This window comes from Bacillus sp. J41TS8 (assembly GCF_018333035.1).
Taxonomy (GTDB): Bacteria; Bacillota; Bacilli; order Bacillales; family Bacillaceae; genus Bacillus; species Bacillus paralicheniformis.
On record NZ_BORF01000002.1, the window covers coordinates 200,257 to 212,946 of the forward strand.

The 12,690-nt window shown below is 49.0% G+C and carries 13 protein-coding genes and 1 riboswitch; of the genes, 12 read left to right on the forward strand and 1 reads right to left on the reverse strand.

Features of this window, described 5'->3' with window-relative positions:
- The first annotated feature begins 41 nt into the window (after positions 1-41).
- Positions 42-148, forward strand: a riboswitch (SAM riboswitch).
- Positions 149-250: 102 nt separating this feature from the next.
- The 8 genes from KI350_RS04465 to KI350_RS04500 all read left to right on the forward strand — a co-directional run bounded on the left by KI350_RS04465 (position 251) and on the right by KI350_RS04500 (position 6,186).
- A complete protein-coding gene (locus KI350_RS04465; protein WP_369878884.1) occupies positions 251-367 on the forward strand; it encodes a YezD family protein in 117 nt (38 codons plus the stop codon).
- 85 nt (positions 368-452) lie between these two features.
- Positions 453-1,154 carry a phosphoadenylyl-sulfate reductase gene (locus KI350_RS04470; protein ID WP_023857233.1) on the forward strand — a complete coding sequence of 234 codons (702 nt, stop codon included), beginning with the start codon at positions 453-455 and terminating at the stop codon, positions 1,152-1,154.
- A gap of 11 nt (positions 1,155-1,165) precedes the next feature.
- Positions 1,166-2,230 carry a sulfate permease gene (locus tag KI350_RS04475; RefSeq protein WP_079289137.1) on the forward strand — a complete coding sequence of 355 codons (1,065 nt, stop codon included), beginning with the start codon at positions 1,166-1,168 and terminating at the stop codon, positions 2,228-2,230.
- A 25-nt stretch (positions 2,231-2,255) separates the two neighbouring features.
- The gene (gene sat, locus KI350_RS04480) at positions 2,256-3,392 is read left to right on the forward strand and encodes a sulfate adenylyltransferase (protein WP_020451336.1); all 1,137 of its coding nucleotides are present in this window, start codon (positions 2,256-2,258) and stop codon (positions 3,390-3,392) included.
- A gap of 13 nt (positions 3,393-3,405) precedes the next feature.
- Positions 3,406-3,999: an adenylyl-sulfate kinase gene (gene cysC / locus KI350_RS04485; protein ID WP_020451337.1), complete on the forward strand. Its 594-nt coding sequence runs from the start codon at positions 3,406-3,408 to the stop codon at positions 3,997-3,999.
- A 151-nt stretch (positions 4,000-4,150) separates the two neighbouring features.
- The gene (gene cobA, locus KI350_RS04490; protein WP_020451338.1) at positions 4,151-4,924 is read left to right on the forward strand and encodes a uroporphyrinogen-III C-methyltransferase; all 774 of its coding nucleotides are present in this window, start codon (positions 4,151-4,153) and stop codon (positions 4,922-4,924) included.
- 1 nt (position 4,925) lies between these two features.
- Complete coding sequence (locus tag KI350_RS04495; RefSeq protein WP_023857232.1) at positions 4,926-5,711, forward strand: sirohydrochlorin chelatase; 786 nt, start codon at positions 4,926-4,928, stop codon at positions 5,709-5,711.
- Positions 5,692-6,186, forward strand: coding sequence for a precorrin-2 dehydrogenase/sirohydrochlorin ferrochelatase family protein (locus KI350_RS04500; protein ID WP_079289136.1), 495 nt, complete (start codon positions 5,692-5,694; stop codon positions 6,184-6,186). Before KI350_RS04495 ends, KI350_RS04500 begins: the two co-directional genes overlap by 20 nt.
- An 18-nt stretch (positions 6,187-6,204) precedes the next feature.
- On the opposite strand, the gene KI350_RS04505 is transcribed toward KI350_RS04500, so the two are convergent.
- Positions 6,205-7,917 (reverse strand): Rqc2 family fibronectin-binding protein, encoded by a 1,713-nt coding sequence (locus KI350_RS04505; RefSeq protein ID WP_023857230.1) that lies wholly within the window; start codon positions 7,915-7,917, stop codon positions 6,205-6,207.
- Between the two features lie 146 nt (positions 7,918-8,063).
- Between KI350_RS04505 and KI350_RS04510 the strand changes: the two genes are divergently transcribed.
- The 4 genes from KI350_RS04510 (at position 8,064) to gmk (ending at position 12,688) form a co-directional block, all read left to right on the forward strand.
- Positions 8,064-10,736: a calcium-translocating P-type ATPase, SERCA-type gene (locus KI350_RS04510; RefSeq protein ID WP_020451342.1), complete on the forward strand. Its 2,673-nt coding sequence runs from the start codon at positions 8,064-8,066 to the stop codon at positions 10,734-10,736.
- A gap of 109 nt (positions 10,737-10,845) precedes the next feature.
- On the forward strand, positions 10,846-11,721 hold the full coding sequence (locus KI350_RS04515; RefSeq protein WP_020451343.1) for a YicC/YloC family endoribonuclease: 876 nt from the start codon (positions 10,846-10,848) through the stop codon (positions 11,719-11,721).
- 75 nt (positions 11,722-11,796) lie between these two features.
- Positions 11,797-12,066 carry an extracellular matrix/biofilm regulator RemA gene (remA, locus tag KI350_RS04520; RefSeq protein ID WP_003181657.1) on the forward strand — a complete coding sequence of 90 codons (270 nt, stop codon included), beginning with the start codon at positions 11,797-11,799 and terminating at the stop codon, positions 12,064-12,066.
- Positions 12,067-12,073: 7 nt separating this feature from the next.
- The gene (gmk, locus tag KI350_RS04525) at positions 12,074-12,688 is read left to right on the forward strand and encodes a guanylate kinase (protein ID WP_003181659.1); all 615 of its coding nucleotides are present in this window, start codon (positions 12,074-12,076) and stop codon (positions 12,686-12,688) included.
- Positions 12,689-12,690: the final 2 nt, after the last annotated feature.

Below are 12,690 nucleotides of genomic sequence, written 5' to 3' on the forward strand. Positions count from 1 at the left end.
TTTTGTTCGAATTGTGCTAAAATTTTAAAATAACAAAAGCAAACTTATCAAGAGCGGTGGAGGGACTGGTCCGATGAAACCCGGCAACCTGCGTGTGAAGCGTAAGGTGCTACTTCCAGCAAAATGCCCTCATTTTGAGAGATAAGGAATAGCGGAGTTCCTCGTCTTTCTTTCAAATTTGGAAGAAAGATTTTAATTTTTAGGGGCAGAGGAGGAGCTAGAAGTGAAGACAGATGAACAGCTTGAAAAGGTGATCATCAAAATGAAAGACATGCTGAAAGACATGAATTACGGATCGATCACATTCGTTGTTCAGGACGGCAAAGTCATTCAAATCGAAAAAAATGAAAAAATAAGATTGAAATAGCTGACTAGACAAACTAGAGGCGGTTTTCACAGTTTTTTTCTGCTGGAAGCCGTTTTTTTGTTGGCGAAAAAAGGGGGAACCGAAAATTTTTACTTACAGCACATGGGAAGAACCAAATATCTCTTTTCAGGAAGATGACTCTTATAAAGGAGCGCTGTCCGTCTTGAAATGGGCGTACGGACATTACGGAAATCAGCTTGTATATGCGTGCAGCTTCGGAATTGAGGGAATCGTCCTGATCGATTTGATTTATAAGGTGAAAAAAGATGCGGTCATCGTTTTCCTTGATACGGGATTTCATTTTAAAGAAACGTATGAAACGATCGACGCTGTCAAAGAACGATATCCAGGCCTTCAGATTATCATGAAAACACCGGAGCTTACCGTCGAAGAGCAGGCGAAAGAATATGGGGACGAACTATGGAAGACCGCTCCGAATTCCTGCTGTGAAATGAGGAAGGTCATTCCTCTCCGCGAGACGCTTTCAGGCTACCCGGCGTGGCTGTCGGGCCTGCGCCGCGAGCAATCGCCCGGGCGGAGCAAAACGAATTTTTTGAACAAAGATGAAAAATTCAAGTCTATCAAAGTTTGTCCGCTCATTCATTGGACGTGGAAGGATATTTGGAGATATGTGACAAAGCACGATCTCCCGTATAATCCGCTTCATGATCAAGGCTACCCGAGCATCGGCTGCGCTCCGTGCACCTCTCCGGCCTTTACAATGGATGATCTTCGATCAGGCCGCTGGAACGGATCGGCTAAAACAGAATGCGGATTACACGAGTAAGGAGATGAGTCATGGAACTTGCCGCCATTTTATTTAGCATGTTTTTTGCGATGAATATCGGAGCGAGCGGTGCAGCTGCTTCAATGGGAATCGCCTATGGATCTGAAGCCGTCAAAAAGAAGTTTCACGCACTAATAATCTGTGCAGCAGGCGTTCTCTCGGGCGCCGTCATCGGCGGAGGAAACGTCGTGAAAACGATCAGCTCAGGCATCATTCCCGAACGGGTGATTTCGCTTGAAATCGTCTGCATTATTATCGGCTCGGCGGCACTGTCGCTCTTTATCGCAAATGTACTCGGCATCCCGCTTTCGACAAGTGAAGTGACGGTCGGATCTGTTGTCGGAGTAGGTGTTGCTTACCAGGTTTTATATGTGAAATCTTTGCTTGTCATCGTCTCATTTTGGGTCGTTGTACCAATCGTCGCTTTTACCTTTACATTTGCGATGGCAAACATCATGAAAAAAACGATCAAACGTCCAGCCTCGGGAAAGAAAGCAAAGGTTTTGGCGGTCATTCTGTTGATCACCGGGTTTTTTGAAGCCTTCTCAGCAGGCATGAACAATGTCGCAAATGCTGTCGGACCTCTGGTGGCGGCGCATGTTTTGACAGTCGGGGAAGGAACGCTCTACGGCGGACTGTTTGTCGCGCTGGGCGCCCTTTTACTGGGCAGGCGCGTTCTTGAAACAAACGGCAAAAAAATAACGAAATTTTCAAAAGGAGAGGGGATCATCCTTTCCGGAACAGGAGCCGGGCTTGTCATCATCAGTTCGATTTTCGGTTTGCCGGTTCCGCTTGCGCAAGTCACATCATCTTCTATTATAGGGATGGGAATGGCAAAAAACGGCGGCAATGTCTTTCATAAACAAGTGGTCAAAACGATGCTGAAAGTATGGGTCGTCTCGCCGTTCCTTTCATTATGCTTGTCTTATATGCTGGTCAGCCTTTTATTAAAAGGAGACTATTATGCTCTCATCGTCGTCACAAGCGTCCTTCTGGCATCTGTCGGGACGATCAGCCTGATGAGAGCAGTCAAAAAAGAGCACAGCTCCGTCCATGAACAAGGCGGAGGAATTTAAACACAAAGTAGGGGGAAACAAGTTTATGAGTTTAGCACCACACGGCGGTGTATTGGTTAACCGCGTCAATGAAGCATACGATTTTCAACATATCGCACAGGAAATTGAACTGGATTTAATGGCTTTTTCAGATTTGGAGCTGATCGGAATCGGAGCGTACAGCCCGATCCAAGGCTTTATGACAGAGAAAGACTATCTGTCCGTTGTCGAAAATATGAGACTGTCAAGCGGCGAAGTATGGACGCTTCCGATCGCTCTGCCTGTTGACGAGCAAAAAGCTTCAAGCTTAAAAGCGGGGGACACCGTCCGCCTCACCTATAATGGGGAAACATACGGCGTCATCGAGATCGAAGACATCTATACGCCGGACAAGAAAACGGAAGCCGTCAATATCTATAAAACCGACGAACTCGAGCATCCGGGCGTCAAAAAATTGTTTGACCGCGGCAGCGTTTATGTGGGCGGGCCGATCACTCTCATTAAACGGAGTGTAAAGCAATTCCCGGCCCACACATTCGAACCTCTGGAAACAAGAAAAAAATTCGCAGAACTCGGCTGGAAAACGATCGTCGGATTCCAGACGAGAAATCCGGTTCACAGAGCGCACGAATACATTCAAAAAACGGCGCTCGAGACGGTAGACGGTCTTTTCCTCAATCCGCTCGTCGGGGAAACAAAATCAGACGATATTCCGGCTGATGTCCGCATGGAAAGCTATCAGGTGCTGCTTGACGGCTACTATCCAAAAGACCGCGTCTTTCTCGGCGTTTTTCCGGCGGCGATGCGCTATGCGGGGCCGAAGGAAGCAATCTTCCATGCGCTTGTCAGAAAGAACTACGGATGTACGCATTTTATCGTCGGAAGAGACCATGCCGGAGTCGGCGATTACTACGGCACATATGAAGCGCAGGAACTGTTCGATCAGTTCGCGCCGGAAGAGATCGGCATTACGCCGCTGAAATTCGAACACAGCTTCTACTGCAATGTCTGCGGTTCAATGGCTACGGCGAAAACGTGCCCTCACAGCAAAGAACATCATGTCATTTTGTCCGGCACAAAGGTGAGGGGCATGCTGAGAAACGGCGAGTTCCCGCCGAGCACATTCAGCCGTCCAGAAGTCATTCAAACATTAATCAAAGGCTTAACGGCCGGGGTTTCTTAAGGGGGAGCATCTCTTGGTAAATAAAGATATTGTCTGGCATGAAGCGTCCATTACAAAACGGGAATATCATGAGAAAAATAAACATAAAAGCTCGATCGTTTGGCTGACGGGCTTGAGCGGTTCAGGAAAATCAACAATTGCCAATGCCGCAGCGCGTGAGTTGTTTGAACAAGGCTACCAGGTCACGGTGCTCGACGGCGACAACGTCAGGCACGGACTGAACAAGGACCTCGGGTTTTCCGATGAAGACCGGAAGGAAAACATCCGCCGGATCGGCGAGGTCGCGAAGCTCTTTGTCGAACAGGGGACGATCGTCATTACGGCGTTCATTTCCCCTTTTAAAGAAGACCGCGGGCTTGTCAGACAGCTCGTCGAGGAAGATGAGTTTCATGAAGTCTATGTGAAATGCGATTTGGCGACGTGCGAGGAGCGCGACCCGAAAGGCTTGTATAAAAAAGCGAGAAACGGAGAAATTCCATTTTTCACGGGGATCGATTCGCCTTATGAAGAGCCTGAAACGCCTGAGCTAGTCCTTGATACAGGCGCACATAATCGGGAAGAGTGCAAAAATCAGCTCGTCCAATACGTGAAAGATCAAACGAAATAAAATGCGGGTGAAATAGGAAAGTGCTGCACATGCACTTTCCTATTTCATAAAGAAAACGTTTGGTTTTTGTGATATTTTCAGGCACCAAACGCTTTCTTTATGATTTATAATGATTGAAGAAGACGTTGATCAGATCGGGGGGAGATCTAAGATGGGGAAAGTATATATCGTTGGGGCAGGTCCTGGAGACCCCGATTTACTGACGATCAAAGCTTTAAAAGCCATCCAGACAGCCGATGTCATTTTGTATGACAGGCTTGTGAATAAACAGATTTTACAGCACGCCAAGGAGGGAGCGGATCTCATCTACTGCGGAAAGCTTCCGGACTACCACATGATGAAGCAGGAAACGATCAATCATTTTCTCGTCAAGTATGCGAAAAAAGGGAAAATCGTTGTCAGGCTGAAAGGCGGCGATCCTTTCGTATTCGGCAGAGGCGGCGAGGAAGCGCAAACCCTCGCTGAACACGGAGTTGCTTATGAAATCGTGCCGGGAATCACCTCGGGGATTGCCGCCGCTGCTTATGCGGGCATTCCAGTGACACACCGGGAAGCGAGTTCAAACGTCGCTTTCGTGACAGGACATTATCAAAAAGATGAACATTTTGAAGAGAAGTGGAAAGCGCTAGCCACAGGGATCGATACGCTTGTCATTTATATGGGGATTAAAAACGTGAAGCAAATTGAAAGGCTTCTGATCGAAAACGGCAGAGATCCGTCTACCCCTGCCGCTTTCATTCATTGGGGAACGACGGACAAACAAAAAACGGTGCTTTGCACGGTTGAAACGCTTGCAGGTACAGTCGAAAGCGAAAAAATTGAAAACCCGAGCCTGATTGTCATCGGGGATGTCGTTCAATTCAGCTCACAGTTAAGCTGGTTTGAACCCGAGCTGAAAGATCCGGCATTAAGCGAGGCGCTTTAATATGAAACAAGCGATTTTATATATCGGCCACGGGAGCCGTCTGAAAAGAGCTCAAACAGAGGCAGCCGCTTTTTTGGTGTGCTGCAAAGAAACCATGTCCGCCCCCATTCAGGAAATTTCTTTTTTGGAACTGGCGGCACCGGATATCGAAACCGGTTTTAAAGCGTGTGTGGAAAAGGGCGCGACGCATATCGCGGCTGTGCCGCTTCTCCTCTTGACAGCCGCGCATGCCAAAAGGGACATCCCTGAGGAGCTTGCCCGCGCTTCTTCGCAGTATCCTTCCGTCAGCGTCACTTACGGAAAGCCGATCGGCGTCGATCAGGAAGTCGTCAAAGCGGTTTTTACAAGGATCGAAGAAACGGGGACGCCATATGAACATGCAAGAGTCGTGGTGATCGGAAGGGGGAGCTCTGATCCGGATGTCAAACGGGATGTCAATGACATTTGCGAGCGGCTGAGAGACCTCGCGCCCGTTGACGAGGTCATTCCCTGCTTTATGACAGCCTGTGAACCGCACTATCTGGATGTGTTTAAACAGCTTAAAGAACGGGACGGAAAAACGACATTTATCGTACCGTATTTGCTGTTTACCGGTATGCTGATGAACGAGATTGAAAGGGAAACCGCCAAGCTGAAAGAAACCAATCCGGACGTCGTGCTGACGGATTACCTCGGCTTCCACCCTCATGTGAAAAACGCCTTTTTGCACCGCGTTGAGGAAGCGGTTATCAACAAAGCCGGCCGCTTTGATTTTACAGGAGCATCAGATGCTGCCGCTTCACATTAACATCAAAGGCAAATCCGCAGTCATTGCAGGCGGGGGGGAGATCGCGGCGCGGCGTCTGAAAACGGTGCTGGCAGAACGTGCGTCTGCAACCGTCATCAGCCCCGAAGCATCAGAAGAGATGCTCGGATTGATCAAAGAGCACGGCATCGAATGGAAGAAGAAAAAAGCGGAACCCGTCGATTTCAAGGATGCATTTCTGATCATTCTCGCGACCGATGATCACGAGGTGAACAAGCGGATCGCCGCATCAGCTGCTCCTGATCAGCTTGTTAATGTTGCGAGTGAAGCGGAGCTTGGAAATGTATATGTTCCGAAAATAATCAACAGAGGAAACATCACCATATCCGTCTCGACAAACGGAGCCAGCCCGCGTCACACGATCAAACTGGCCGGACAGATTGAAGATTTGATCGATGATGAGCTTGTCCAAGAGATCGACGAGCTTCTCCGTAAAAGAAGAGGCCTGAACCAGTGAGGTTCAGGCCTTTTAGCATTATTTTTTCAGCTTGATGATCAGGTCTTCGTCAGGTGTTACAAAAACGGTTTGCTGGCTGTCGTAGGTGACAAAACCGGGCTTTGCGCCATTCGGCTTTTTGACATGGCGTATTTTTGTATAGTCGACAGGAACCGAAGCCGAGTTTTTCGCTTTGCTGTAATAGGCAGCGATCTGCGCTGCTTCAAGGATGGTTTGCTCGTCCGGATCGCTCGATTGGATGACGACGTGCGACCCCGGAATATCTTTCGTGTGAAGCCAGATGTGGTCGCGGGCGGCAAGTTTCATCGTCAAATATTCGTTCTGCTTGTTGTTTTTGCCGACGAGAATCGTTTCTCCTGCGCTGGATTCGTATGTTTCGAGCGTCGGCGCCTGTTTCTTCTGTTTTTTCTGGCCTCCTTGCTGTTTGGCCCGCAAATACTTTCCTTCGGCGAGCTCTTCGCGGATTTCGGTTATATCTTTCGGAGAGGCAGACGAAAGCTGCTGAATCAGCTGGTCGAAATAAGCGATTTCCTCTTCTGCTAATCTGATCTGCTCCTTCACGACTTCCACCGAATTTTTCGCTTTTTGATATTTTGTAAAATAGCTTTGCGCGTTTTCGGAAGGCGTTTTATTCGGATTGAGCGGTATCGTGATTTCTCCGCCGTTTTCATCATAGTAGTTGATGACTCTCGCCGCTTTGTCTCCTTTTTTCAGCTGGTACAGGTTCGCTGTCAACAGCTCTCCGTACAGCTGAAAATCCTTCGCGTGTTCGGACTGCTCAAGCGTTTTTTTCAGCTTTTTGATTTTGTTTTCGTTCTTTTTCTTTTCGTTTGCCGCGAAACGCTCTAAATCATGAGCCTGCTGTTTGACGCGGTCCCGCTCCGCTTTTCCGAAATAGTAGCGGTCAAGAAGTTCGCTCAGCGTATGAAAGGGTCTGTTATCGCCTTTTATATGGGTCAGCTCAAGAAGGTAAAAATATTCTTTTCCATCTTCTGTCGTGATAAGCTGGGGCTGAAAACGCCGGTTTTTGATTTCGCTGAACATCTCTGTCAAGACGTTTGGCAGTGTCGCCCTGTTGGCAAGGCCCGCGCGAAAGACGGCTTCTTTCGCAAACAGAGGCGAGACGCCGGAAAAGGTATCGACGATCTGCCTGTCCAGTTTGCCTTCCTGGAAATTCAAATGGCGGAGAATATCTTCAGTTTCCGCTTCCAGCGGTGACAATTTGTTCTGGGCGGGAGGGAGAATGTAATCGTATCCCGGAAGCACGGTGCGGTAGCTGTTCACCGAAGGTGACAGGTGCTTCAAACTGTCGATGATGACATCTTTTTCTCCGTCGGTTAACACGATGTTGCTGTGCCTTCCCATGATTTCAACCATCAGCTTTCTTGTCAGCGTGTCGCCGATTTCGTTCCGGCTCCTGATATGAAAGACCATCATTCTGTCCATGCCGACTTGCTCGACTCGGTCGATAAAGCCGCCTTCCAGATGCTTCCGGAGGAGCATGCAGAACATCGGAGGGGTGCTCGGGTTGTCATAGGTTTCGTTTGTCAGGTGAACCCGCGCATAACTCGGGTGGGCGGAGAGCAGCAATTTGCGGTTCTGCCCGTTCGCTCTGATATGAAACACCAGCTCGTGCTTAAACGGCTGGTGGATTTTTGCGATTCGTCCGCCTCGAATCGTTTCATTTAATTCTTCGATCATTCCGTATGTAAAAATGCCGTCAAAAGACATATGAAAAACTCCCTTTTCTCGTTAATCCTCTTCGTAAAGCGTCTATTCAATAATTATAGCATGATTTGGGACGAGTCTGAATAAATTGACTTATAGAGATGGATATACCAAGAGCAACCTTTAGGGCAGGAGGAGTGGACGATTCAATGAAATGGCACGAGATGGGACAAACCGAATTGTTAAACATAACAAAAACGTCCATCGGCAAAGGTTTAACAGAAAAAGAGGCCGAAAAGCGGCTGGAAAGACACGGAACAAACGAACTTCAGGAAGGGGAAAAAACATCGGCGATCGCACTGTTTTTTTCTCAATTCAAGGACTTCATGGTTCTTGTTTTGCTTGCGGCCACGTTGATCTCTGGTTTCCTCGGGGAGTATATTGACGCCATCGCGATCATTGCGATCATCTTTGTAAACGGCATTCTCGGCTTCTTTCAGGAGAGACGAGCGGAAAGATCGCTCGAGGCTTTGAAGGAACTGTCGGCTCCTCAAGTGGCTGTGCTCCGGGAGGGGGAATGGGTAAAGATCCCTTCCAAAGAGCTCGTTCCGGGAGATGTTGTCCGTTTTGCAAGCGGAGACAGAATCGGCGCCGATCTCAGGCTTGTCGAGACAAAGAGCCTTGAAATAGAAGAATCGGCTCTTACGGGTGAATCGCTTCCCGTGTCTAAACAGGCAGAAGCTTTTCAGGCGTCCGACGTATCGCTGGGCGATCTGAAGAATATGGCTTTCATGGGAACGTTGGTCACAAGGGGGAGCGGCACCGGCGTCGTTATCGGCACGGGAATGAACTCTGCGATGGGAAAAATCGCCGATATGCTCGAATCTGCCGGGAATACGGCGACCCCGCTGCAAAGAAGGCTTGAAGAGCTCGGCAAAATTTTGATTGTCGCCGCTTTGTTCCTGACGCTGCTTGTCGTTGCTGCCGGAGTCATCCAGGGGCATGACCTATACAGCATGTTTTTAGCGGGCGTTTCCCTTGCCGTCGCTGCCATACCTGAAGGGCTGCCGGCCATTGTCACGGTCGCTCTGTCTCTCGGCGTACAGCGGATGATCAGGCAAAAGTCGATCGTCAGAAAGCTCCCCGCTGTTGAGACGCTCGGCTGCGCGTCCATAATTTGCTCCGATAAAACCGGGACGATGACGCAGAACAAAATGACGGTCACCCATGTCTGGTCAGGCGGGAAAACGTGGAACGTGTCAGGGATCGGCTACGAACCCGAAGGCTCCTTCACCATGAACGGGCGCGACGTGCAAGCCAGGCATCATAAACCGCTCCAACAGGTCCTTCTGTTCGGCGCATTATGCAATTCATCTTCGATTATCGAAAAAGACGGGGAGTTTCGTCTTGACGGCGATCCCACCGAAGGCGCTTTGCTGACGGCAGCACGAAAAGCGGGTTTTACGGACAGATATGTTGACGAACATTTTAAAATCATCGAGGAGTTTCCGTTTGATTCGACGCGGAAAATGATGTCTGTCATTGCGGAAGATAAGAGCGGCAAGCGCTTTGTCATCACAAAGGGCGCGCCTGATGTATTGATGAAGCGTTCGTCGCATACGCTGACGGACGAAAAGCGCGAAATCTTCACAAAGGCAAGACTCGCCGAAACAAGCGCGGCGCTGGAAACGCTTGCGTCCCAAGCGCTGAGGACGATTGCTGTCGCGTATAAACCGATCAAAGAAACAGAAAATCTCTCGCTCGAAAAAGCGGAGTCAGGCTTAACTTTCATCGGGCTGTTAGGGATGATCGATCCGCCGCGGCCCGAAGTGAAAACAGCGATTAAAGAGTGCCGGGAAGCGGGGATCAAAACAGTGATGATCACCGGCGATCATGTGATAACGGCAACAGCCATCGCAAAAGATCTCGGGTTATTGCCGCCGCGCGGAAAGGTCGTGGACGGCCAGATGCTGAACGAGCTCTCGCAGGAAGAATTGGCGGAAATTGTTGACGATGTTTACGTGTTTGCAAGGGTGTCGCCCGAACATAAGCTGAAGATCGTGACCGCCTACCAGGAAAACGGCCACATCGTCGCCATGACTGGAGACGGAGTCAATGATGCCCCTGCGATTAAACAGGCGGATATCGGCATTTCGATGGGGATTACGGGAACGGATGTTGCCAAGGAGGCATCATCGCTCATTCTTGTCGATGATAATTTTGCGACGATTAAATCGGCCATCAAGGAAGGACGCAATATCTATGAAAATATTAGAAAGTTCATCAGATATTTGCTCGCATCCAATGTCGGCGAAATTTTGGTCATGCTGTTTGCGATGCTGCTCGCTCTGCCGCTGCCGCTTGTTCCGATACAGATTCTATGGGTCAACCTTGTGACGGACGGCCTGCCTGCCATGGCGCTCGGCATGGATCAGCCTGAAGACGATGTGATGCAGAGGAAGCCGCGAAGTCCGAAAGAAGGCGTGTTTGCAAGGGGGCTCGGCTGGAAGGTCGTATCGCGCGGCTTTTTAATCGGAATTGCCACACTCGGGGCGTTTATGTTCATTTACAATCGCAACCCGGAAGCGCTTGAGTATGCTCAGACGGTCGCTTTTGCAACGCTCGTCCTTGCACAGCTGATCCATGTGTTCGACTGCCGGAGCGAGCGGTCTATCTTTGACCGCAATCCGTTTGAAAACATTTATTTGCTCGGCGCAGTATTGTCTTCGATTCTTTTAATGCTTGTCGTTATTTATTATCCGCCGCTGCAGCCGATTTTCCATACGGTTCCGATTTTAATGGCAGACTGGCTCCTGATTGTCGGAATGTCGGCGATTCCAACTTTTTTATTGGCCGGGTCACTTTTGACAAGAAAAAAATAGGCTTGTATGATATAATCTTAAAGGTAATAGAGGTTTCTATTGCCTTTTCATCTTGCGTAAATTTAAATCAAAGAAGTCTTTTTCACTTATACGGAATTGGGTGTGTTTTATGATACGGAGTATGACCGGTTTCGGCAGCGCGAGCAAAACGAAGGATGGGCTGACAGCAGCTGTTGAGCTGAAATCTGTCAACTATCGGTTTAAAGAAGTAAACGCACGCATGCCAAGACCTTTGCTCTATTTAGAAGACAAAATAAAGCAAACGATTTTTAAACATATACAAAGGGGGCGGCTGGAGCTGTTCGTGTCCGTTGACGACGAGGCTCTGGTCACCCGGAAAATCCAGGTTGACTGGCCGCTGCTTGAGGAGTACCAGAAAGCCGCGCGCGAAATGAAAGAGCGCTGCCGGCTTTCAGGAGAGATCACGCTTCAAGACGCCTTTCAGTTTGACCATGTCATCCAAGTTGAAGAAGAGACGATCCAAAACGACAAGCTTGAAGAAGTCCTTCTTGAAGCGGTCGAGGCTGCCGTTCTTGAATTATGCAGCATGCGCGAAGCAGAAGGGCTGAGGCTGAAGGATGACTGCCTTCAGCATATTGAAAGGCTTGAAAAGCTGACAGACGACATTGCAGAGCTTGCTCCCAAGGTCGTCGGCCACTATCGGGAACGCCTTGAGGCGCGCCTTGAAGAATGGTCAACAGACGGTCTCGATGAAAGCCGTCTGCTGACGGAAGTCGCACTGTTTGCAGACCGATCGGATATCACGGAAGAAGTGACGAGGCTGAAAAGCCATTTCCGCCAGTTCCGCGATATTTGCGAAGCGGGCGGGGCCGCGGGGAGAAAGCTCGACTTCCTCGTCCAGGAGCTGAACCGTGAAGCGAACACGATCGGTTCAAAAGCGAATGATCACCAGATCACAAAACATGTGGTCGAAATGAAAAGCTCTATTGAAAAAATAAAAGAACAAGTGCAAAATATAGAATAGCGATTGTGCGTATTGTTTACGGATGTTCTCTGCAGGTTAAACTAGAGACGTCCAAGTACAGGGGGAACGTATAGGATGACGATTAAACTGATCAATATCGGCTTTGGTAATATCATATCCGCGAATCGGCTGATCTCGATTGTGAGTCCGGAGTCCGCGCCTATTAAGCGGATGATCCAGGATGCCAGAGACCGCGGCATGCTTATAGATGCTACATATGGAAGAAGAACCCGTGCGGTTGTCATTATGGACAGTGACCATATCATCTTATCTGCCGTCCAGCCTGAGACAGTAGCACAAAGGCTTTCCGTTAAAGAAGAAATTATGGATGAAGGGCAGGGATAAGAGCTTTATGAAAGAAAGAGGTTTATTAATCGTTCTCTCCGGCCCTTCCGGCGTCGGAAAAGGAACAGTCAGGCAGGCGCTGTTTGCTCAGGAGGACACAAAATTTGAATATTCGATTTCGGTGACGACAAGAAAACCGCGGCAAGGCGAAAGAGACGGCGTCGACTACTTTTTTAAGACGCGCGAAGAGTTCGAAGAGATGATCGAGAACAACAAGCTGCTCGAATGGGCCGAATATGTCGGCAACTATTACGGAACACCCGTTGACTACGTCGAACAGACCCTTGAAAGCGGCAGGGACGTTTTTCTCGAAATTGAAGTCCAAGGTGCGCTGCAAGTCAGAAAGGCATTTCCTGAAGGCCTGTTTATCTTTTTGGCGCCTCCGAGTCTCGCCGAATTGAAAAACCGGATTGTCACAAGAGGGACAGAAACAGAAGCCCTGATCGAAAACCGGATGAAAGCGGCGAAGGAAGAAATCGAACTGATGGACGCCTACGATTATGTTGTCGAAAATGACAGCATTGAGCTTGCGTGCGAAAGAATCAAAGCAATCGTTCTCGCCGAACATTTACGGCGCGACCGCGTTGCTCCAAGATATAAGAAAATGCTGGAGGTTGAATAATT

Coding starts and splice junctions, on each gene's coding strand:
- sat (WP_020451336.1), top strand. CDS start 2,256: ATGAGTTTAGCACCACACGGCGGTGTATTGGTTAACCGCGTCAATGAA.
- remA (WP_003181657.1), top strand. CDS start 11,797: ATGACGATTAAACTGATCAATATCGGCTTTGGTAATATCATATCCGCG.
- KI350_RS04495 (WP_023857232.1), top strand. CDS start 4,926: ATGAAACAAGCGATTTTATATATCGGCCACGGGAGCCGTCTGAAAAGA.
- KI350_RS04475 (WP_079289137.1), top strand. CDS start 1,166: ATGGAACTTGCCGCCATTTTATTTAGCATGTTTTTTGCGATGAATATC.
- KI350_RS04515 (WP_020451343.1), top strand. CDS start 10,846: ATGATACGGAGTATGACCGGTTTCGGCAGCGCGAGCAAAACGAAGGAT.
- KI350_RS04510 (WP_020451342.1), top strand. CDS start 8,064: ATGAAATGGCACGAGATGGGACAAACCGAATTGTTAAACATAACAAAA.
- KI350_RS04500 (WP_079289136.1), top strand. CDS start 5,692: ATGCTGCCGCTTCACATTAACATCAAAGGCAAATCCGCAGTCATTGCA.
- cobA (WP_020451338.1), top strand. CDS start 4,151: ATGGGGAAAGTATATATCGTTGGGGCAGGTCCTGGAGACCCCGATTTA.
- gmk (WP_003181659.1), top strand. CDS start 12,074: ATGAAAGAAAGAGGTTTATTAATCGTTCTCTCCGGCCCTTCCGGCGTC.
- KI350_RS04505 (WP_023857230.1), bottom strand. CDS start 7,917: ATGTCTTTTGACGGCATTTTTACATACGGAATGATCGAAGAATTAAAT.